The sequence below is a fragment of the Sanguibacter massiliensis genome (assembly GCF_900240335.1).
GTDB classification, from domain to species: domain Bacteria; phylum Actinomycetota; class Actinomycetes; order Actinomycetales; family Cellulomonadaceae; genus Flavimobilis; species Flavimobilis massiliensis.
Genome location: NZ_LT964979.1, coordinates 2,742,026 through 2,761,968 on the forward strand (window position 1 = coordinate 2,742,026; position 19,943 = coordinate 2,761,968).

18 protein-coding genes, 1 tRNA gene and 2 pseudogenes are annotated in these 19,943 nt (G+C 72.0%); 12 read left to right on the plus strand and 9 right to left on the minus strand.

Features of this window, described 5'->3' with window-relative positions; all coding sequences use genetic code 11:
- The first annotated feature begins 50 nt into the window (after positions 1 to 50).
- From C1729_RS15115 to C1729_RS12640, 4 genes are all read left to right on the plus strand, one after another.
- The gene (locus C1729_RS15115) at positions 51 to 800 is read left to right on the plus strand and encodes an FtsB family cell division protein (protein ID WP_242493830.1); all 750 of its coding nucleotides are present in this window, start codon (positions 51 to 53) and stop codon (positions 798 to 800) included.
- A 195-nt stretch (positions 801 to 995) separates the two neighbouring features.
- A complete protein-coding gene (locus C1729_RS12630) occupies positions 996 to 1,505 on the plus strand; it encodes a DUF501 domain-containing protein (RefSeq protein ID WP_102510679.1) in 510 nt (169 codons plus the stop codon).
- Between the two features lie 205 nt (positions 1,506 to 1,710).
- The gene (locus tag C1729_RS12635) at positions 1,711 to 2,664 is read left to right on the plus strand and encodes a Ppx/GppA phosphatase family protein (protein ID WP_242493831.1); all 954 of its coding nucleotides are present in this window, start codon (positions 1,711 to 1,713) and stop codon (positions 2,662 to 2,664) included.
- Positions 2,665 to 2,822: 158 nt separating this feature from the next.
- Positions 2,823 to 4,343, plus strand: coding sequence for an NAD(P)/FAD-dependent oxidoreductase (locus C1729_RS12640; protein ID WP_102510261.1), 1,521 nt, complete (start codon positions 2,823 to 2,825; stop codon positions 4,341 to 4,343).
- A 120-nt stretch (positions 4,344 to 4,463) separates the two neighbouring features.
- Here C1729_RS12640 and C1729_RS12645 read toward each other — a convergent pair whose 3' ends face one another.
- From C1729_RS12645 to C1729_RS12650, 3 genes and pseudogenes are all read right to left on the minus strand, one after another.
- Positions 4,464 to 4,928, minus strand: coding sequence for a PTS sugar transporter subunit IIA (locus tag C1729_RS12645; protein ID WP_242493832.1), 465 nt, complete (start codon positions 4,926 to 4,928; stop codon positions 4,464 to 4,466).
- 58 nt (positions 4,929 to 4,986) lie between these two features.
- A pseudogene (locus C1729_RS15255) lies at positions 4,987 to 5,274 on the minus strand (UTRA domain-containing protein); the annotation flags it as partial.
- Positions 5,193 to 5,822 carry a GntR family transcriptional regulator gene (locus C1729_RS12650; RefSeq protein ID WP_277985819.1) on the minus strand — a complete coding sequence of 210 codons (630 nt, stop codon included), beginning with the start codon at positions 5,820 to 5,822 and terminating at the stop codon, positions 5,193 to 5,195. The pseudogene C1729_RS15255 and the gene C1729_RS12650, both read right to left, overlap by 82 nt.
- Before the next feature lie 501 nt (positions 5,823 to 6,323).
- Here C1729_RS12650 and C1729_RS15120 point away from each other — a divergent pair.
- Positions 6,324 to 6,614 (plus strand): annotated as a pseudogene (locus tag C1729_RS15120) (PTS transporter subunit EIIC); the annotation flags it as partial.
- 316 nt (positions 6,615 to 6,930) lie between these two features.
- Here C1729_RS15120 and C1729_RS12660 read toward each other — a convergent pair.
- Positions 6,931 to 7,197, minus strand: coding sequence for an HPr family phosphocarrier protein (locus C1729_RS12660; RefSeq protein ID WP_102510262.1), 267 nt, complete (start codon positions 7,195 to 7,197; stop codon positions 6,931 to 6,933).
- A 126-nt stretch (positions 7,198 to 7,323) separates the two neighbouring features.
- Here C1729_RS12660 and C1729_RS12665 point away from each other — a divergent pair.
- The 3 genes from C1729_RS12665 to C1729_RS12675 all read left to right on the plus strand — a co-directional run bounded on the left by C1729_RS12665 (position 7,324) and on the right by C1729_RS12675 (position 9,339).
- Positions 7,324 to 7,397: transfer RNA gene (locus C1729_RS12665), tRNA-Leu, on the plus strand.
- A 178-nt stretch (positions 7,398 to 7,575) separates the two neighbouring features.
- On the plus strand, positions 7,576 to 8,409 hold the full coding sequence (locus tag C1729_RS12670) for a Bax inhibitor-1/YccA family protein (protein WP_102510263.1): 834 nt from the start codon (positions 7,576 to 7,578) through the stop codon (positions 8,407 to 8,409).
- 528 nt (positions 8,410 to 8,937) lie between these two features.
- Positions 8,938 to 9,339, plus strand: coding sequence for an FKBP-type peptidyl-prolyl cis-trans isomerase (locus tag C1729_RS12675; RefSeq protein ID WP_102510264.1), 402 nt, complete (start codon positions 8,938 to 8,940; stop codon positions 9,337 to 9,339).
- A gap of 179 nt (positions 9,340 to 9,518) precedes the next feature.
- Here C1729_RS12675 and C1729_RS12680 read toward each other — a convergent pair whose 3' ends face one another.
- A complete protein-coding gene (locus C1729_RS12680; RefSeq protein WP_165375505.1) occupies positions 9,519 to 11,417 on the minus strand; it encodes an HNH endonuclease signature motif containing protein in 1,899 nt (632 codons plus the stop codon).
- A gap of 540 nt (positions 11,418 to 11,957) precedes the next feature.
- On the opposite strand from C1729_RS12680, the gene C1729_RS12685 reads away from it, so the two are divergent.
- The gene (locus tag C1729_RS12685) at positions 11,958 to 12,827 is read left to right on the plus strand and encodes an LLM class flavin-dependent oxidoreductase (RefSeq protein WP_102510266.1); all 870 of its coding nucleotides are present in this window, start codon (positions 11,958 to 11,960) and stop codon (positions 12,825 to 12,827) included.
- 139 nt (positions 12,828 to 12,966) lie between these two features.
- On the opposite strand, the gene C1729_RS12690 is transcribed toward C1729_RS12685, so the two are convergent.
- The 4 genes from C1729_RS12690 to C1729_RS12705 all read right to left on the minus strand — a co-directional run bounded on the left by C1729_RS12690 (position 12,967) and on the right by C1729_RS12705 (position 16,883).
- Positions 12,967 to 14,247, minus strand: a complete 1,281-nt coding sequence (locus C1729_RS12690; RefSeq protein WP_242493833.1) for a class I SAM-dependent methyltransferase — start codon at positions 14,245 to 14,247, stop codon at positions 12,967 to 12,969.
- A gap of 53 nt (positions 14,248 to 14,300) precedes the next feature.
- Positions 14,301 to 14,708, minus strand: a complete 408-nt coding sequence (locus tag C1729_RS12695; RefSeq protein ID WP_207204666.1) for a DUF5997 family protein — start codon at positions 14,706 to 14,708, stop codon at positions 14,301 to 14,303.
- Positions 14,709 to 14,916: 208 nt separating this feature from the next.
- Positions 14,917 to 15,585, minus strand: coding sequence for a response regulator (locus tag C1729_RS12700; protein WP_102510682.1), 669 nt, complete (start codon positions 15,583 to 15,585; stop codon positions 14,917 to 14,919).
- A gap of 29 nt (positions 15,586 to 15,614) precedes the next feature.
- Complete coding sequence (locus tag C1729_RS12705; RefSeq protein WP_102510268.1) at positions 15,615 to 16,883, minus strand: sensor histidine kinase; 1,269 nt, start codon at positions 16,881 to 16,883, stop codon at positions 15,615 to 15,617.
- A 204-nt stretch (positions 16,884 to 17,087) separates the two neighbouring features.
- On the opposite strand from C1729_RS12705, the gene C1729_RS12710 reads away from it, so the two are divergent.
- The 3 genes from C1729_RS12710 to C1729_RS12720 all read left to right on the plus strand — a co-directional run bounded on the left by C1729_RS12710 (position 17,088) and on the right by C1729_RS12720 (position 19,737).
- Complete coding sequence (locus tag C1729_RS12710) at positions 17,088 to 17,810, plus strand: ATP-binding cassette domain-containing protein (RefSeq protein ID WP_102510683.1); 723 nt, start codon at positions 17,088 to 17,090, stop codon at positions 17,808 to 17,810.
- 52 nt (positions 17,811 to 17,862) lie between these two features.
- Positions 17,863 to 18,624: an ABC transporter permease gene (locus C1729_RS12715; RefSeq protein ID WP_102510269.1), complete on the plus strand. Its 762-nt coding sequence runs from the start codon at positions 17,863 to 17,865 to the stop codon at positions 18,622 to 18,624.
- Between the two features lie 84 nt (positions 18,625 to 18,708).
- Entirely contained in the window at positions 18,709 to 19,737 is a 1,029-nt protein-coding gene (locus C1729_RS12720; protein WP_242493834.1) for a LysR substrate-binding domain-containing protein, read from the plus strand.
- Positions 19,738 to 19,943: the final 206 nt, after the last annotated feature.

Consider the following 19,943-nt stretch of genomic DNA (forward strand, 5'->3'; position numbering starts at 1 on the left):
GGTGCGGGTCGCTGGTCCCGGACGGGTCGTGCAGCGGGCAGGATGGTGCCGTGAGCTCTCGTCGTCCCGCGTCCCCGGGCGGCCCGTCGCGGTCGTCGGGCACACGCGCGCGCCCGAGCGCGCCTCGGACGTCGTCGGGCCCGAGCGGCTCGGCACGGACTGGGAGCGGCCGGGCTGGCGGGGGGCGTCCCGCGAGCAGGCGGCCCGCGGGCCGCGAGCCGCGCGGGGCGCCGAGGGGCGAGCGGTCGGTCGCGACCGCGTCGGCGTGGCCGCGCATCCTCACGGTGCGGTCGATCGTGCTGTTCGTCGTCGCGATGCTCGCGTTCGTCCTGCTGTTCCCGACGGTGCGCGCGTACTTCGCGCAGGCTGCGGAGCTCCAATCGATGCGTCAGCAGGTCGAGGACGCGAAGGCGCGCAACGAGGAACTGCGGTACGAGCTCGGGCGGTGGAACGACGACGCGTTCGTCGCGGCGCAGGCGCGCGAGCGGCTCGCGTACGTGTACCCGGGCGAGGTTGCGCTGCGGGTACTCGACCCGGAGTCGGTCGTTGAGAACGTCAACCCGGACACGGGCAAGGGTGTGACGGAGGGCCCGGTCGACGTCGGCTTCGCCGACGCTCCCTGGTACGCGACGATGTGGAACTCGTTCGAGGTCGCGGGCACGGTCGAGGTGACGGAGGCCGGTGCGCCCGTGACGAAGGTACCGGCCGACGACGCCGACGACGCCGACGACGCCGACGACGCCGACGACGCCGACGGCGGCACCGACAGCGGCGACGGTGCGGGCGACGCGACCCCCTGACCCGCCGCCCGGCGGTGACGTGCCTGCGGCCTGTGCCGTGCGTCCCGCACCCTGCGGCCTGTGCCCTGTGCCCTGTGCCCTGTGCCCTGTGCCTCGTGTAGTGAGGGACAATGGTGGCGTCCCCGCAGCCGCCCCGATGGGAGTCCCGTGACCGAGCAGATCGACCCGACCGTGCCGCAGCCGTCCGAAGAGGGTGTGGCTCCTGCCGTCGATGAGACGGTGACGGCGGCGGACCTCGTTGCGCTGCACGAGCAGCTCGGGCGTGAGGCGCGGGGTGTCGTGGGGATCGCGGCACGGTGCGTGTGCGGTCGTCCGCTCGTCGTGCGGACTGCTCCACGGCTCGAGAACGGCACGCCGTTCCCGACGACCTTCTACCTCACGCACCCGGCGCTCGTCGCGGGGGCGAGCACGCTCGAGGCGAACGGGGTGATGAGGGAGATGTCGGCGCGGCTGCTCGAAGACGAGGATCTCGCCGCGCGCTACCGCAGGGCGCACGAGCACTACCTCGCGGAGCGTGAGGCGCTCGGGCATGTCGAGGAGATCGACGGGATCTCGGCGGGCGGCATGCCGACCCGGGTGAAGTGCCTCCACGTGCTCGTCGGGCACGCCCTCGCGGCGGGGCCGGGCGTGCAGCCGCTCGGTGACGAGGCGCTCGCGCTCATCGCGGCGGCCGGGACGTGGTCCCGGGATCGCTGCTACTGCTGACCTCCACCCGCGCCCATGCCGACCACCGTCGCGGTTGACGGAGCTCTCGCCGTGTGCGCAGGTCGCAGCAAGGCCGAAGGGAACGGCCGGAGCCGACGCGGGGCGTGTGCGCTGGTCGCTGCGCCTCGGGGCGGCGGCGCTCTCCGCGCCTCTGGACGTGGTTCCGGTTCCGGCACTGTCCGACGATGGTGGGAGGATGTCCGACGTGACTCGCGTAGCTGCCATCGACTGTGGAACCAACTCGATCCGTCTTCTCGTCGCTGACGTCGCGTCCGACGGGACGCTCACGGACCTCGTGCGGCGCATGGAGGTCGTGCGCCTCGGGGCGGGTGTCGACCGGACGGGCGAGCTCGACCCGGTGGCGCTCGCGCGGACGCTCGAGATGACGCGCGACTATGCGGCGACGATCGCGGAGCTCGGTGCGGAGCGGGCGCGGTTCGTCGCGACGTCGGCGACGCGTGACGCGCGCAACCGGCAGGAGTTCGTCGACGGAGTGCGGGAGATCCTTGGCGTGGAGCCGGAGGTCGTCGCGGGTGCCGAGGAGGCACGGCTGTCGTTCGCGGGGGCGACGAGCGTCATCGACGGCGGGCACGAGGCCCCGTACGTCGTCGTCGACCTCGGCGGTGGTTCGACCGAGCTCGTCCTCGGCACGGAGGTGCCGGCAGGGGGGTTCTCGATGGACGTCGGCTGCGTGCGCATGACGGAGCGGCCCCTCGTGTCGGCCCCGCCGACGGCCGCGCAGGTCGCGGCGGCGCGCGCGGATGTCCGCGCGGCGCTCGACGTCGCGGAGGGGCATGTCGACCTCGGGGCGGCACGCCCGCTCGTCGGGCTGGCGGGGACCGTGACGACGGTGACGGCGCACGCGCTGCGCCTGCCGGCGTACGACCGCGACGCGATCAACGGCGCTGTCCTGCCGACGGACGTCGTCCTCGCGGCGTGCGAGGACCTCCTCGCGATGCCGCGCGACGAGCGTGCTGCGCTTGGTTTCATGCACCCCGGGCGCGTCGACGTCATCGCGGCGGGTGCGCTCGTGTGGTCGGAGGTCGTCGCGCGCGTCGCGCAGCGTGTCGCCGAGCGCGGGGGCGTGCTCGCGGACGTCCTCACGAGCGAGCACGACATCCTCGACGGCATCGCGCTCTCGGCCGCTGTACGCGCCTGATGGCGTTCGCCGTCCGTGGTGGGGTGCGTGACGGCGCCGGAGTCGTGTGGGCGCTCGCGATCACTCAGTCACTGCCGTGCTCCTGACGTTCCCTACGCGGCTGCTCGCGTGACGAAACACTCGCGGACGGGCGCAGGAGGCGGCGTTAGGATGTCCTTATGCCCCAGGATGATCTGACCGAGATTGCGCGCGCCCAGAAGTCGGCCGCGCCCACGCCCCGCAAGGTGCCCCGCATCGTCGTGCTCGGCGGCGGATCCGTCGGCCTCTACTCGGCCCGTCGCATCCGCAAGCGCCTCGGCGGGCGGGAGGCGGCGATCGTCGTCGTCGACCCGCGCCCCTACATGACCTACCAGCCGTTCCTGCCCGAGGTCGCGGCCGGCTCGATCGACGGCCGTCACGGTGTCGCCCCGCTGCGTCGCGCCGTCAAGGGTGTCGACCTGCTCCAGGGCCTCGTCACGCACATCGATCACGCGGGACGTCGCGTGACGATCCAGCCCGAGTCGGGCGACGCGTACACGATCCGTTACGACCACCTCGTCGTCGGCCTCGGCGCGGTGTCCCGCACACTGCCCATCCCGGGCCTTGCGGAGACGGCGATCGGCTTCAAGACGGTCGAGGAGGCGATCGCGGTCCGCAACCAGGTGCTCAACCGCATTGACGTCGCCAGCTCGACGTGGGACCCGGAGACGCGCCGGCGCATGCTGACGTTCGTCTTCGTCGGCGGCGGATTCGCGGGCGTCGAGGCGATCGGTGAGGTCGAGTCGATGGCGCGCGCCGCGGTGAAGTACTACCCGGAGATCGACGCGTCCGACCTGCGGTTCGTGCTCGTCGAGGGCTCGCCGCGGATCCTCCCGGAGGTGTCGGCCGAGCTCGGCGGGTACACGCTCGACCAGCTGCGTAAGCGTGACATGGAGATCTATCTCTCGACGTTCCTCAGCTCGTGCGTCGACGGGCACATCGTCCTGTCGAACGGGCAGGAGTTCGACGCGGACACGGTCGTGTGGACCGCGGGCGTCAAGGCGAACCCGGTCCTCAAGGACTCGGACCTGCCGCTCGACAAGCTCGGCCGCGTCACGACGAACGCCTGCCTGCAGATCGTCGACGCCGACGGCACGGTCGTGCCCGACGCGTGGGCAGCGGGCGACTGCGCCGCGGTGCCGGACCTCGTCGCGGGCGGCACGTGCCCGCCCAACGCGCAGCACGCGATCCGTCAGGCGAACCGCCTCGGCGAGAACCTCGCGAAGGCGCTGCGCTCGGTCGAACCGACCGAGTACCGGCACAAAAACGTCGGTGCGGTCGCGTCGCTCGGCATGTACCAGGGCGTCGCGCAGATGTTCGGCAGGATCAAGGTGCGTGGCTGGTTCGCGTGGGTGCTTCACCGCACGTACCACGTCATGGCGATGCCGACGTGGAACCGCAAGATCCGCATCATGGCAGGGTGGACGGGCGCGCTGTTCCTGCGTCGCGAGGTCATCTCGCTCGGCTCGATCCACGATCCGCGCGCGGCGTTCCGTGCGGCGTCGCAGCCGCCCGCGGCCAAGGCCGCACCGGCGGCCGCCGAGGCGGCCGTGACGACGCCCGACGACACGGCGCTCGCGACTGACGCGAAGGCGGACGCGAAGCGCGCCGACGCGAAGGCGGACGCAAAGCCCGACGACACGGCCGACGACAAGGCCTGATGGTTCGCCTCAGGGGCTGCCCCTCACGATGAAGGGCCAGGACGTCGATCTCTCGACGTCCTGGCCCTTCATCGTTGTGCCGTGCTCCAGGTGCTGTCGTGCTCTGCTCAGCCCCAGAGCTCAGCCCCAGACGAACAGGGTGTCGCTCAGGGTGACGTCGGTGCCGTCGGCGGGGGCGTCGGTGAGTGCGTCGGCTGGGGCCTCGAGGGCTACGACGGGGCAGACGGCGGAGCGGCCACCCGCCTCGACGGTGGCGGGGTCCCACGTGATGAGGACGTCGCCGCGCTGCACGGTGTCGCCCTGCTGGTGGTGGACGGTGAAGCCGTTGCCGTCGAGCTGGACGGTGTTGATGCCGAGGTGGACGAGGACGCTGCGTCCGTCGGCGCCCGCGATGACGAACGCGTGGGGGTGGACCTTGACGATCGTCCCGTCGATGGGGGCGACGGCGTCGCGTCCGGCCTCGGGGTCGGGGACGATGGCGACGCCGGGGCCGACGTAGCCCGCGGAGAACACGGGGTCGTCGACGTCGGCCATTGCCATGGTGCGTCCGGCGACGGGCGCGAGGATGTCGAGGGGTGCGGTCACCGCAGGTCCTCGATGTCGGGGGCGAGGATCGCAGCGGCGCGCTCCTGGTCGGACGTGCTCATGAGGCTCCTTCAGGGGTGGGTGTGAGGGCTTCAGGGATGTGGGGCGCGGTGGGTGCGGGACGGGGGACGAGCATGGGCCGTGCCTCGCGGAGGGGGACGAAGACGCTGTAGCGGTCGCCGCGGTACGTCGACTGGGTGTACATCACGGCGGTCTGGCCGGCGTAGGTGCGCCGCTGGGTGCGCATGACGGCGTGCTGCGTCGTCATGCCGAGGAGCCTGGCTTCGTCGGGGGTCGCGTCGTCCGCCTGGAGCGTGTCCTCGCCCCACGTGGGGGCGAGGTCGAGCGCGCGGAGGACGGTGTAGAGGCTGTCGGGGACGCCGTCGGTGAGGAGGTCGGGGGCCTGGCTCTTTTACACATCTGACGCTGCCGCCGACGCCTCGCCGGNGCGGGGATCCACGAGGACTCGATGCTCATGGGTGTGCCGTCGGCGGTGCGGAGGCGGGCGACGTGGTGGACGGGCGCGTCGACGTCGAGGTCGAGGGCGCGGGCGACGCGAGGGCTCGCGGGGCCGGTCGTAGCCTCGAGCACCTCGGCGCCGGGTTTGAGGCCGCGGCGGCGGGCTTCCTCGCTGAACGTCGTGAGGCGCATCTCGAAGTCGGCGTGGTGGGGGGCGACGAAGGTGCCGCGGCCTTGCTCGCGGACGAGGGTGCCCTCGGTGACGAGGGCGTCGAGGGCCTGGCGGACGGTCATGCGGGAGACGTCGAAGCGTTCGGTGAGGGCGCGCTCGGAGGGCACGGCGTCGCCGACCTCGAGCTCGGTGGCGATGAGGTCGGTGAGGTAGTCGCGCACGACGAGGTGCTTGTGGCGGCGTGCAGCCTGCTGCGGCGTCATGGCGCTGGTCCCCCTCCCTGGGTGGTCCCGCCGTCGGGACGTGGTCTCCGTCGTCGGAGCGCTTGACACATCATCATGTCTAGACCACTGTGGTGGCAAGTGGTCCAGACAACTTGTCCCACGACTGTACGCCAGGACTCGGGGGACGACCGACGACGGTCGCCGCCGACGCGCCACCGGCTCCACGCCATCACCTCACGACCACCGTCCGGCGACGCACCGAAGCCTCACCGTGACGTGACCCGAGAGAGTGCCATGACCACGGTCGACCAGACCGCAGCACGCACGAAGCGGACCACCCCAGGGTTCGCCCAGCTCTAGCGCGTGGGCCGTTCCCTCATGCTTCCCATCGCCTCGCTCCCCGCCGCGGCGCTGCTGCTGCTGCGCCTGGGGCAGCCCGACATGCTCGGCGCCGACGGCTTCGGCAAGAACGCCGACTGGCTCGCCCCTGTCGCTCAGGTCCTCGCGGCCGCCGGTGACGCACTCCTCGGCAACCTCCCGATGCTCTTCGTGATCAGTGTCGCCGTCCTCATCGGCGTCCTCGCCGCCTTCATCTACCCGGCCTTCGACGCCGCGTTCACCGCGGCCGGCGACTGGGTCACCGGCTCGGCCGTCGTGGGTGGTTTCGTCATCGGCACGCTCAACCGCCTGCTCGTGCCCTTCGGTCTCCACCGCCTGCTCAACTCGATGCCGTGGTTCCAGTTCGGTGACTTCACGAACGCAGCCGGCAACGTCGTCCACGGTGACAACCCGCGCTCTTGCGCTGGCGACCCGGCCGCAGGCATGTTCCAGGCGGGCTTCTTCCCGCTGCTGCCCTGCAGCTCGTCGCAGCGACGTGCCGTGAAGGAGCGGCTCGTTCGGCTCCGGTCGGCGTGTGCGGGGAGGCAGCAGGCGACCCGGCGCTCGCGGAGCTTGCGTTCTAGCCCGCGGGCGGCACGGACGACGACGGGCCGGTGAGGGGTGATCCTCGCCGGCCCGTCGTGCTGGGTCATGTGCTCCCGCGCTGTGCCGCGTGTACTTGTGTCATGTGCACGCGGGGCTCCTGACGCTCAGGCGCCTCGTTGCGCAGAGGCCCTGATGCTCAGGTGGTGCGCCGTGCCGGCGTGCCTCAGATGGTCTCCTGGCTGAGGAACGCCTCGAGGGCGTCGAGCGCGGTGACGTCGTCGGGACCGTCGCCCTCGGTGCGGAGCGTGACGACTTCGCCTGCGGCTGCGCCGAGCGTCATGACGCCGAGGATCGAGGCGGCGTCGACGGGCGCGTCCTCGCCGCGCGAGATCGTCACGGCGACGGGCTGCTTGCCGGCCTCCTGGACGAACATCGCGGCCGGGCGGGCGTGGAGCCCCTCGAGAATCGCGACGGTGACAGTACGTTCCATGGTCGAGCTCCTTCGCTCCGTGTGTGTATCGGGTTGATCCTAGGTGCTGCGAGGCCCTCTGGTCTAGACCACTCCCCGAGTGTATTCCGTGGGACGATCGTGCCTGCCGCGCGGCGCCGCGCGCGGGCCCCCGTAGCCCAACCGGCAGAGGCAGTCGGCTTAAACCCGACGCAGTGTGGGTTCGAGTCCCACCGGGGGCACCGACTTTCGGTAGCTGTGCCGCGATGTCCGTCGTTCCTGGCATGCTTGGACCAGTTCCGCACGCGTCGGGACGAGCGGGAACGATGTGGGGACCGCGCGCGTTCCACCACACAGAACGCGCAACAACGCGAGCAGCCCGGACGACCGCCCGGACTGTGACGACTGCCAGGAGGAACAGTGAGCAACCCCGTCTTCACGTCGAGCCGGGCCTTCCAGGACCCCGTGCAGCAGCGCGGGAACCAGGCTCAGGGCTACGACTACGGCACCGCGGCGTCCGCCGCGACGCTCGAGAACATGTACGCGCAGCCGTCGGCCACGCCCGTGCAGACGAACCGTCTTACGTACGACGACGTCATCGTCAAGACCGGCGGGCTCCTCGCGCTCGTCGTCATCGCGGCAGCCGTCTCCTGGCAGCTGTCGCCCGCGATGCCCGGCCTGTACATCGCCGGCGCGATCATCGGTTTCGTCCTCGCGCTCATCAACATCTTCAAGAAGTCGCCGAGCCCCGCGCTCATCATGGGCTACGCCGTCGCCGAGGGTGTCTTCCTCGGTGGACTCTCGGTCTTCCTCGACACGATCTACCCGGGCGTCGCCATGCAGGCGCTCATCGCGACCGTCGTCACCTTCGCCGTCGTCCTCATCGGATTCAAGAGCGGCAAGCTCCGCACCTCACCGAAGCTCACGAAGATGTTCTTCATCGCGATGATCTCCTACGCGGCGTTCTCGCTCGTCAACCTCGGGCTCATGCTCTTCGGCGCGACCGACACCGCTTGGGGTCTGCGCTCCGGCGTCGAGATCGCCGACTTCCCGCTCGGCGTCATCATCGGTGCCGTCGCGGTCCTCCTCGCGTCCTACTCGCTCGTCATGGACTTCGAGCAGATCAAGCACGGCGTCGAGGTCGGCGTCGCCCGCAACCTCGCCTGGGCGTTCGCGTTCGGCCTCGTCGTGACGCTCGTCTGGCTGTACGTCGAGTTCCTGCGCATCTTCGCGATCCTCGCCGGTCGCGACTGACGTCAGCACCAGGCGCGACGGCTCACTGACCAACGCGGCTGCACGCTTCCCGACGCGGCTGCCCCTCTTCCGGGGCAGCCGCGTCGTTGCATGCGCTGCAGCGCACTGTGCCTCAGGCTGCCTGCGGGGGCCGTTGGGCTGCCCACGGTGGTCCTCGGTTGACCGGGGTGGCCATCTGGTCGTGTCGACCGGGATGGCCGTCTGGTCGTGTCGACCGGGATGGCCGTCTGGCCGTGTCGACCGGGATGGCCGTCTGGCCGTGTCGACCGGGATGGCCGTCTGGCCGTGTCGACCGGGATGGCCGTCTGGCCGTGTTGACCGGGATGGCCGTCTGGCCGTCCGCGGTGGTACTCGGGCTGGCACGCCGGCCGTCGGGCTGCCCACAGTGGGGGAGGCCCGCGCTGGGAGCACGGTTGGGGGAGCGATGGATGCACTGCGCGGCACCACGTGTAGACCTGCGCCCGGCCCACTACCCTTGACCGAGGCCTCGCGACCGCGAGGCGCTACCACGACGAGAGGTTCGACACCGTGGCAACCCTTCCCCAGGCATCCGGCGGCTTCGGCGACAAGCCGGTGCTGACCTTCCCCGACACCGAGGCTCCCGCTGAGCTCGAGGTCCAGGTCCTCGTCCAGGGCACGGGCGACACCATCGAGGCCGGCGACAACATCGTCGTCAACTACCTCGGCCAGACGTGGGGCGGGCACGTCTTCGACAACTCCTACGACCGCGGCTCGGCGATCGACTTCCCGATCGGCCTCGGCCGGGTCATCGGCGGCTGGGACGAGGGCCTCGTCGGCAAGCAGGTCGGCTCGCGCGTCCTCCTCTCGATCCCGCCGCACCACGGCTACGGCTCGCGCGGCGTCCCGCAGGCCGGTATCGGTGGCGACGACGTCCTCGTCTTCGTCGTCGACATCCTCGGCACCAACTGAGCGCAGCAGCGCGTTTGTCCTCGGGGGCGGCCATCGCGGCCGCCCCCGAGGTGTATCTGGGCACGTCCCGGAGCGTCGTGACGTGGCCTGTCGCGCCACCGGGTCCGCCGTACCCAGAGACTCGTCAGGAGTCAGAGGCTCATCAGGAGTCAGAGACTCGTCTGGTGCCCAGGGAACCGTCACAAGGGGACGGGGTCGTCGGGGGCCCTTCCGGTGTCGCTTGAAGGGCCGGACGGTGCGCGGCCCTGGTTTTCGTTCCCGACCTGGTTCTCGTCCTCGGCCGAAGCGTGAGGCGGCACTTCTGAGGTGTTCGCGCGGGGATCGGCGATCATGCCCGTGGTGGCCATCGCCTGTGATGGCGTCGGCGGATCTGTGGGCGGGGTGCCGCGAGTGATGTCGTTGGCCCCGCCGATCGCGGCGCGCGTCGTGCTGGCGCGTCCTGTGGGTGAGGTCCAAGTGAGCGTCGAGGGGCGGAGCCGTCCTGCGCCTGGTTCGTCGGCCACCTGGACCGACCAGGATCCTGCGTGCTTGAGTCGATGGTGCATCCGGCAGAGGTGAGCGAGGTTCGACGCGGACGTGGACCCGCCCTCCTCCCAAGCCTCGACGTGGTCGAGGTCGCACGCCTCGGCGCGACGGCGACACAGCGGGAACCGGCACGTCTCGTCGCGGAGCTGCGCGAAGACGCGCAGGTGCGACGGGACGCGGTATGTCGACCTCGACATGTCGAGCGGTACTCCCGTGTGCGGATCGGTGAGGATTCGCCGCAATGACGGACTCTGTGCGGCAAGCGCTCGAGCCGTGTCCCGGTCGATCGGGCCCGCCCCGACGAGCTCGCCGTGCGCCGCGTCTCGATGCTCGCCGTGCGCCGCGCCCCGATGCTCGACGTCAGGACCTGGCCCGTCAGTGTCGCCGTGGAGCAGCGGGTCCTCGGCGAGCCAGTCGACGGGGACGAGAACGGCAACTGTCGGCACGATGCCGTAGATATCGATGTCGCAGGCCGCGGACGCAGCGTGTGCATCGTCGTCCCCGAGGGCCTCCGCGTGAGCGGCCTCTAGCATGCGCTGCTGGCTGCCGGTGAGACCGGCCGGAGTCTTACCGGCCGGTGTCTGACCGGCCGGTGTCTGACCGGCCCGCGTCTGAGCGCCGGGTGCCTGTCCTGTGGCCGCCTGGCCGGCCGGCGTCGGACCGTCTCCGGACTCATCGGCAGCAGCCTGGTCCTGCGCGCTCTCGCGTACCCGCGCCGCCGACGTCCCGTGTCCAGCGTCGTGATGCGGGATGAGCAGGGCGCTGTCGGCGAGTGCATACGCCATGAGTGCGTCGGCGCGGAGCTGGGAGAGCGTCCGCGGGTCCTCGGGGGAGCGGGCCGCCATCGCGGCATCCGTGCAACGGTTGTAGATCGCGTGCGCGGCGACCGCTGGCAGATGGGCCGTGAGGGTCGACATACCGTCGCGTGGCGGCGTGAGGAGCACGTGACGACCTGCGCGTGCGCGACGGTGCCGGACGTCGACCGACTCCGGGTGGTGCAGTTCGCGACGGCGCCGGGCGAACGACTGGAGACCGGCGGCCGTAACCGTCGGAGCCTTCTCGAGGATCTCGGACTCGAGCGTCGTACGCGCTTCCGGCGGAAGCGTTGTGAGCTCCTCGAGCGCGACCGTGACGTGCCGTTCCGAGACCTGGCCGTCGAGGAGCGCCTTCCAAAGCCGGGGGTGCTCCTCGGCGGTCGTCCGCGCGTCCTCCCAGGCGCGCCTCACCGAGCCTTCCGGCATGCGGAGTGTCGTGGCGACCTCCGCGATACCTGAGCGGTGCGCGGCCTCGACCGCTCGTGAGGACGCGAGCGCGATGTCGGGGACGCGCTCCGCGTGCGCCGCCTCCTGGTCGGCGAGCACGCCGAGGTGCGCGAGGGCTCGCGCCTTCATCGCGGCGGCCGTCCGGATGGTGCGCTCGGCCTGCTCGACGGCGCGCAGGACGACGTCCTGGAGCTCGCGCAGGCGGATGCCCTCCTCCACCCAGGCCGCGTGGCTGTCGGGTGGGGGAGCATCGCTGCGATCGCGGTGCACGCGACCCTGCTCGTCCGCCATATGACAGATTCTACCGAACAGGTGTTCGATTTGTTCGTCGCAAGTCGCTGGCATCGGGGTGAGATGCATCGCGCGAGAGGGTGAGGTGAGGGTGGGGTGTGCATGGCGCCCTGGACGCGAGCGACGATGCGGCTCTGTCGCAGGGAGACCGCGTCCGCAGCCCCGCGTCCGCAGCCCCGCGTCCGCAGCCCCGCGTCCGCAGCCCCGCGTCCGCAGCCCCGCGTCCGCAGCCCCGCGTCCGCAGCCCCGCGTCCGCAGCTCCGCCCCGCAGACGCGTCCCGCGCTCCATACCCCGCGCTCCGTACCCCGCGTCCGCAGCCCCGCGCCCGCAGACGCGTCCCGCGCTCCGTACCCCGCGTCCCGAGCGCCGCGCTCCGCGCCACGCGCGCCGTGGCACGCGCTCCGTACCCCGCGTCCCGAGCGCCGCGTCCCGAGCGCCGCGCCCCGCGCCACGCGCGCCGTGGCACGCGCTCAGTGCCCCCGTACCCCGTGCTCCGTACCCCGCGCTCCACACCCCACACCCCGGGCTACTCTCGACCCATGCGAGTCGGCCTGTGCATCCTCCCCCAGTTCCGCTGGACCGAGGCCGCGCCCATGTGGCGCGACGCCGAGGACCTGGGCTTCGCGCACGTGTGGACGTACGATCACCTCGCGTGGCGCTCGCTCGCCGACGAGCCCTGGTTCGCCACTGTCCCGACGCTCACCGCCGCGGCGCTCGCCACGACGACGATCCAGCTCGGCACCTTCGTCGCGACCCCCAACTACCGCCACCCCGTGACGTTCGCCAAGGACGTCCTCACGCTCGACGACATCTCCGGTGGCCGCATGCTCCTCGGCCTCGGCGCAGGCGGCGGCGGTTTCGACGCGGCGGTGCTCGGGCAGGAGCCGCTCACCCCGGGGCAGAAGGTCCGTCGCCTCGACGAGTTCTGCGACCTGCTCACGACGATGCTCACGCAGCCCGTCACCGACCACGACGGCGAGTTCTACACCGCCGTCGGCGCCCGCACGTACCCGGGACCGCTCGCCGCCCCGCCGCCGATGCTCGTCGCTGGCAACGGCCCGCGCGCCCTCGACGTCGTCGTCCGCCACGGCCAGGGCTGGGTGACGACGGGCATTGAGCAGGTCGACGACGTCGACGCGTGGTGGCAGAGCCTCGCAACCCTCAGCGGCCGACTCGACGACGCGCTCGAGCGTGCCGGCCGCAGCGACGCCGTCGCCGACCACGAGCTCTTCCCGCGCTATCTCAACCTCGACACGTTCACGTACTCGCTCGAGTCCGTCGGCAAGTTCGACGACATGGTCGGGCGCGCCGCCGAGCTCGGCTTCACCGACGTCGTCGTCCACCGACCGCGCACGGACGGCATCTACGCGGGCGACCCCGCGATCCTCGAACGGCTCACGCTGGACTGAGCCGGCGGAGCGTCCGGCGTGAGCACGCCGGTCCGTCGGACCGGGACGTGCGAGGCGCTCGCTCTCAGCTGCCCGACGCTCTGTTCCCCGGCGCTCTGTTGCCCGACGCTCTGCTGCCCGGCGCTCTGTTGCCCGGCGCTCAGCGCCGCACCGACCGCGTCACCGTGAACTTCGGTGTCCGCGAGACCTGCGTCGTCGGGCCGACGACCCGCTCGAGCGACGGTCGGTATCGCAGGTGGGAGTTCCACACGGCCCACAGCTCGCCCCCGGGCCGCAGCACGCGTGCGGCCGCGCGGAACATCGCCTCGGCGATGTCCGTGCTCACGACGGTGCCCGCGTGGAACGGCGGGTTGCAGACGACGACGTCGACGGATGCGTCGGGCACGGACGCCGCCGCGTCGTCGTGCAGCGTCGTCACCCGGTTGCCGACGCCGTTCGCCGCAGCCGTCGCCGCCGCCGAGAGGACGGCGGCCGCGGAGCGGTCCGTCGCGACGACGTGCGCGTGGGGGACACGCAGGGCGACGACGGTCGCGAGCACACCCGTTCCGCATCCGAGGTCGAGGACCCGCACCGGTGAGAGCCCCGGCGCGGCGCTCGACCCGACGAGCTCGTCGAAGACCTCGACCAGGGCACGCGTGCCGATGTCGAGGTTCGGCCCCGCGAAGGCAGCGCCGTGCGCGACGACATCGAGATTCCCGTCGAGTCCCGCACCGGCGGGAACCTCGACGCGCGCCCGTCGAGGGAACTTCAGGTGCCCAGGCGGTGCCGCGACAGGGCGACGTGCGACGAGCGCCCGCGCCTTGCCGTGCGCGAGCGTCGCTGACACCTCCGCGAAGCGCACCGCGAGCACGTCGTTCATGCTGCGGCTCATGTGCTTGAGCCGACCCGTCGCGAGCAGCACGACGTCCGGCGCCGCATGGTCGGCGACGAGGTCCGCGAGCTCGGCGAGCGCGTCGAGCGACCGGGGGAGACGCGCGAGGACGACCCGGGTCCCGGCGACCGACGCCGGGTCGAGGGCAGCGACCACGTGCACGCGCGAGGGGTCGACCGGCAGCCGGAGACTCGCGACCGACGCCGGGTCGAGGGGAGCGACCACGTGCACGCGCGAGTGGTCGTTCGCCAGCCCAAAACTCGCGACCTCCGCCGCGTTGAGGTGGATCGCCCGTTCGCTCGTCACCGTGTCCGTCGCGACGCGCACATCCGGAGCACCGAGGGCGAGCGCGCCGAGGGCGAGCGCCCCGTAGCCGTCGTCGAGCACCGCGACCTCGCCCGGACCCGACGACGTGAGGAGCTCGCGCGCCTCAGCGAGGACGAGCCGGTCGGCGGCGTCGGCCGCGACGAGCTCGGGCGCCTCGACGTCAGGGCGACGCCGGAGGGCGCCGAGCATCGCGAGGACGTCGGCAGGGAGGGCGTGGGCCATGCGTCGATTCTCCCGCACCGGAGGCGGGGCCCCGTCGCACGATGAGACGACGCTCAGCGGGCGTCGCGAGCGCCCTTCCCCTGCGCACCGCGCGCAGGGTCACCCTTGGTGCCACGCTGCGCGTCACGCTCGCGGATGCGCTCCTCCTCGGCGCGGACCTCGGCCTGGATCTTGCGCTCGCGGACGAGCCACTCGGGGTTCTTCTCGCGGAGCTCGGTGATCTGCTCGGTTGTGAGGGCGTCCGAGACGCCGCCGCGCGCGAGACCCGAGATCGAGACCCCGAGGCGTGCCGCGACGACCGGACGCGGGTGCGGTCCGTTCTGACGCAGCTCGACGAGCCACTGCGGAGGGTCTGTCTGCCACGCGTCGAGTTCGTCGCGCGTGATGAAACGCTGCTGGAACTCCTCCGGCGTCGCGGGCAGGTAGACGCCCAGCTTCTTCGCCGCGGTCGCGGCCTTCATCGCCTGAGGGTGCTTACTCACGGGGACCATCCTACCGAGCAGGAAGAGGCTCCCCCCACCACGACGGCGGAATGCCGTCGTCACCGGCCCCGCACACGCGCACCCGCGTGACATCATCGTCGCGGACGGCACCCTCGTCGTGACCGACCCAGCACGAGCGAGCCCGCACAGCACAGCAGGAGGCAGGCCTCGCTGCGGAGCGGCGTTCTCAGCCGAGCCCGGCGTCCCGCACGCAGTTGGCGATCTGCACGCGATTGTCGACGTCGAGCTTCGTGAAGATGCGCCCGACGTGCGACTTCACGGTCGGCACGCTCATGAAGAGCTCGGCCGCGACCTCGGTGTTCGACAGACCGCGCGCGACGGCGAGCGCGACCTCGCGCTCCCGCTCCGTGAGCTGCGCGAGCCGTTCGAGAGCCTCGGCGGAGCGCGACGGCGCGTCGCCCGTCGCGGCGGCGATGAGGCGGCTCGTCACGGTCGGCGAGAGGATCGGCTCGCCCGTGGCGGTGCGCAGGACAGCGTCGACGAGGCGGTCCGGCGGCGTGTCCTTGAGGAGGAAACCGTCGGCCCCGTGCCGCAGGGCCTCGAGCACCGTGTCGTCGGTGTCGAACGTCGTGAGGACGAGGACCCGCAGCGCGGGCCAGCGCGACCGCAGCGCGCGGGCCGTCGCGAGCCCGTCACGGCGCGGCATGCGCACGTCAAGCAGGACGAGGTCGGGGGAGGTGGCCGCGATGACGTCCTCGGCCTCGAGCCCGTCGGCCGCCTCGCCGACGATCTCGATCTCGCGGGAGCCGCCGAGGATCATGCGCAGGCCGGAGCGCACGAGGGCGTCGTCGTCGACGACGACGACGCGGACGCGGGACGGGACGTGGTCGCTCATGGTGCTGAGGATCTCATGAACCGTCGGGCTCACCGTGACCACGGCAGCCACGCGCGGACGACGAAACCGCCCGTCGCGTCGTCGCCGGCGTCGAGCGTGCCGCCGAGGAGCGTCACGCGCTCGTGGAGGCCCCGCAGCCCGTGGCCCGACGCCGGCAGGCGCGCGTCGAGGGCCATCCCGAGCACCGACGCCGCGTCGGCACGGGCAGGTAGCCCCGGCATGCCGCGCGTGCCCGGCGTGCGGACCATGACGGTGAGCCCGTCGTCCGGCGATCCGACGATCCGCACGACGACGGGTGACGCCGGCGCATGCTTGCGGGCGTTCGTGAGTCCCTCCTGGACGACGCGGTATGCGGTGCGGGCCGTCGAGCCTGCGAGCGTCGCCGCCTCGTCCGTCACGGACGGCGTCATGCCGAAGTCGACGTGTGCGCCGAGAGCGCGCGCGTCCGCGACGAGGTCGTCGATCCGCTCGAGCGTCGGCTGCGGGGCGTCGGTCGCGCTCGCCTCCGTGCCGACGCGCAGGACGCCGAGGACCTCCCGCAGCTCCTCGAGCGCGCGGTGCGCGTTGTCACGAACGATGCCCGCCGACTCCCGCACCTCCTCGGGCGAGAGGTCCGTGCGGTAGGCGAGCGCCCCTGCGTGCATCGCGACGAGCGACACGCGATGCGCGAGGACGTCGTGCATCTCGTGGGCGATCGCCGCGCGCTCCTGGGCGCGTGCCCGTTCCGCGTCGGTCGCCCGCGCCTGCTCCGCGGCCTCGGCACGCGACTGGAGGGTCCACACGAGCTCGCGCCGCGCCCCGATGTACAGGCCGATGCCGACGACGAGGACCGTCGAGACGACCTGGGTGAGCACGACGACCCACCACGGCATGTCCGGCAATCCGTCGACCAGGTAGAACGACGTGAACGACGCCACGCAGTACGTCACCGTCACCGGGACGACCTCGATCGTGCGGCGGCGCGCGCACACCGAGACGACGGCGAGCGTCGCGGCGAAAGCCGCCGTCGCGGAGAACGTCGTCATGAGGGTGAGCACGAGCGCGATCGTCAACGGCCACCGTCGGCGGAACCAGATGAGCACCCACGACAGGGCGCCGAGCGCGAAGTCGAAGGCCTCGCGCGGCGTCGTCGTGTACTCGATGCTCGTGCCCGCAGCCTCCGGCAGCGTGACGCCGAACGCCACGAACGCGCCGACGACGACGAGGACGAACCGCCAGGTGCGGCCCCACACGGTGAGCGGCGGCGCCGGGACCGGAGGCTTGGCCGCGAGCCGGGCGAGGACGGGGGGAAGACGCACCCCACGAGCCTACTGAGCGCACGGCGCGGCGTGGAGCGACCGCAGGAGGGGGTGCGCGCCGCGACCTCCGACCAGGGTCGGAGGCTCGCGACCGTGGGAGGGTGCATCCGCGACCGGAGGGGAGGTCGGCTCGCGACCGTCGTCGTCGCGCACGTCGACGGCGGACCGATGCCTCGCGGGCCCCGCTGGCGGGAACGTGGAGCCATGATCACAGTCACGCACCTCACCAAGCGCTTCGGCCGCGTCACCGCGGTCGACGACGCCTCGTTCTCGGCCCTCCCGGGCCGTGTCACGGGCCTGCTCGGTCCGAACGGCTCCGGCAAGACCACGACGCTGCGCACTCTCGTCGGGCTCGTCCGCCCGACGTCCGGGAGCGTGACGATCGCCGGTCGCCCCTACGCCTCCCTGCCCAACCCTGGGCGGAACGTCGGCACGATGCTCGACGCCGACGCCCTTCACGCGGGCCGCACTGGCCGCGAGGAGCTGCGGCTCGCCGCCGGCATCCTCGGCCTGCCCGCGAGCCGCGTCGACGACGTCCTCGAGATCGTTGGCCTCACCCCGGCCGAGGCGAAGCGCCGGACCCGCACCTACTCGCTCGGTATGCGCCAGCGCCTCGGCCTCGGCCTCGCGCTCCTCGGCGACCCCGAGGTTGTCGTCCTCGACGAGCCCGCCAACGGCCTCGACCCCATGGGCATCCGTTGGATGCGCACCCTCCTGCGCGACTTCGCGTCCGAGGGACGCACCGTCCTCCTCTCGAGCCACCTCCTCACCGAGATGCAGACCGTGTGCGACGACGTCGTCGTCGTCGGCCACGGACGCGTCCTCGCGCAAGGCACGACCGCAAGCTTCGTCGAGTCCGACGGCAACCTCGAGGAGGCGTTCGTGCGCCTCACCGCGGGCACCGACCGCGAGCGGATCCAGCAGTGAACGCCCGCGTCACCCTGCCCGTCCCCGCCCCGTCCAGCAAGGAGAACCTCCGATGAGCGCCCTGCTCGCCCACGCACCCGTCCCCTTCCTGCGCGTCTGGAGCGCCGAGAACCGCAAGGTCGTCAACACCCGCGCCGGCGCCGTCTTCCTCGGCCTCATCGCCCTCGCCGTCGTCGGCATGTCCGTCGTCATGGCGATCTGGCCCGGAGACTCGGAGCTGACGTTCGGGCTCCTCGTCAACGGCTCCGCGAGCATGGGGCTCGCGATGTTCATGCCGATCCTCGCGATCCTCGCCGTGACGTCCGAGTTCTCGCAGCGCACACTCGCCGTGACGTTCGCGCTCGAGCCGCGGCGTGGCCGTGTTGTCGCCGGCAAGATCGCGGCGGCCCTCACGACCACGGCCGTCCTCCTCGTTGTCGCCGTCGCGGTCGCCGCCGTCGTCCTCCTCGGCGCTGCTGCCGTCCGCGGGGAGACCGCCGTGTGGGACATCGAGGGCGGGGTCTTCGTGGGGACGCTCCTCACGCTCGTCCTCGTCGTCCTCCAAGGCACCGCCTTCGGCCTGCTGCTGCGCTCAACGCCGCTCGCGATCATCACCTACCTCATCCTGCCGTCCGTGTTCGGGTTCGTGACGATGTTCATCTCGCCGATCCGGGACGCCCTGCCCTGGTTCGAGCTCAGCAACGCGACCGTGCCGCTCATTGAGGGCCTCGCCCTCACCGGGACGCAGTGGGCGCAGCTCGCGTCCGCGTCGTTCCTCTGGATCGCGGTGCCCGGCGGGATCGGCGTGTGGCGCCTCCTCAAGGGCGACCTCTGACCGAGGCCCGCAGGGGGCTGTGACGGCCAGGGTCCGCGCGCGGACCCCGGCCGTCACGCGTCGGGCGCCCGTTAGTCTTCACATGTGAACGACGCCCCAGACGACACCCGGCCCGACGACGCTGTGTCCGAGGAGGCCCGGCCCGACGACGCTGGGTCCGAGGAGGCCCGGTCCGACGACGCTGGGTCCGAGGAGGCCCGGCTCGAGGACACTGCGCGCGGGGAGACTCCGCCCATGGAGGTGCGTCCCGACGGCCCCGCTGCGTTCCGGCTCGGGTTCGTCCCCGGGGTCAACCCCGCGAAGTGGGTGCGGACGTGGCGTGCGCGCCTCACCGTCCCGCTCGAGCTCGTGCCGCTGCCGACCGACGACGCTGGCGCCGCCGTCCGCGCGGGCGACGTCGAGGCCGCGCTCGTGCGCCGGCCCGTCGCGACGCACGACGGCCACGAGCGCGTCCTCCACGCGATCCCGCTCTACGACGAGGTGCCCGTCGTCGTCGTGAGCAAGGAGCACCTGCTCTCGCTCGCCGACGACGTGGCGCTCGACGACCTCGTGGCCGAGACCGTGTGGCACCCGCTCGACGACCGCTTCGACTGGGACGCCCTCGCGTCGGGTGACGAGCCGACCGCCGTCACGGGGGCACCCCCCGGCGTGCCCGGCTACACGCGCCCGGGCCACGCCAAGGAGGCCGTCGAGATCGTCGCGTCGGGCGTCGGCGTCGTCGTCCTGCCGATGTCGCTCGCGCGACTGCACCACCGGCGCGACGTCGTCGCTGTGCCCCTCACCGACGGGCCGACGTCCGGCGTGAGCCTCGCGTGGCCCGCGTACGACGGCGACCCGCTGTGCGAGGAGCTCGTCGGCATCGTCCGCGGCCGCTCCGTCCACAGCTCGCGCGGCGCCGCCGCGCAGGACCAGGCTGCGGACCAGGCGGCGCAGGGGTCGTCAGGGCGTGACGGCGGCCGGACGACGGGCGCGACGGCCCTCACCCGGACGGGCGAGGCCCGGCGCAAGAAGAACGCCGCCGCGCGCGCCCAGGCCGACCGGACCGCCGCGCAGCAGCGCAAGCGCGGCGACCAGAGCCGCGCCCGCGGCAAAGGCAAGAAGCGCGGCAGGTAGCCCCGCACCCGCCACTCCCCGCCCCTTCCTCTTATACACATCTCCGAGCCCACGATATCGTACTAGATCTTGTATGCCGCCTTCTGCTTGAAAAAAATATACATAACACACTTTCGGATTTCTTCCTGCGAAACCTCCCCCGTTTTCTTTATTTAAACTACTATCTTATCTATGCTCTTCCTCTTCCCTTCAACATCTTCCGCCTT

What these genes read in the sequence shown, in the direction of transcription:
- C1729_RS12640 (WP_102510261.1), top strand. Translation starts at nt 2,823, where the DNA reads ATGCCCCAGGATGATCTGACCGAGATTGCGCGCGCCCAGAAGTCGGCC.
- C1729_RS12660 (WP_102510262.1), bottom strand. Translation starts at nt 7,197, where the DNA reads ATGGAACGTACTGTCACCGTCGCGATTCTCGAGGGGCTCCACGCCCGC.
- C1729_RS12680 (WP_165375505.1), bottom strand. Translation starts at nt 11,417, where the DNA reads ATGGCGGACGAGCAGGGTCGCGTGCACCGCGATCGCAGCGATGCTCCC.
- C1729_RS12685 (WP_102510266.1), top strand. Translation starts at nt 11,958, where the DNA reads ATGCGAGTCGGCCTGTGCATCCTCCCCCAGTTCCGCTGGACCGAGGCC.
- C1729_RS12690 (WP_242493833.1), bottom strand. Translation starts at nt 14,247, where the DNA reads ATGGCCCACGCCCTCCCTGCCGACGTCCTCGCGATGCTCGGCGCCCTC.
- C1729_RS12695 (WP_207204666.1), bottom strand. Translation starts at nt 14,708, where the DNA reads ATGAAGGCCGCGACCGCGGCGAAGAAGCTGGGCGTCTACCTGCCCGCG.
- C1729_RS12700 (WP_102510682.1), bottom strand. Translation starts at nt 15,585, where the DNA reads ATGAGCGACCACGTCCCGTCCCGCGTCCGCGTCGTCGTCGTCGACGAC.
- C1729_RS12710 (WP_102510683.1), top strand. Translation starts at nt 17,088, where the DNA reads ATGATCACAGTCACGCACCTCACCAAGCGCTTCGGCCGCGTCACCGCG.
- C1729_RS12715 (WP_102510269.1), top strand. Translation starts at nt 17,863, where the DNA reads ATGAGCGCCCTGCTCGCCCACGCACCCGTCCCCTTCCTGCGCGTCTGG.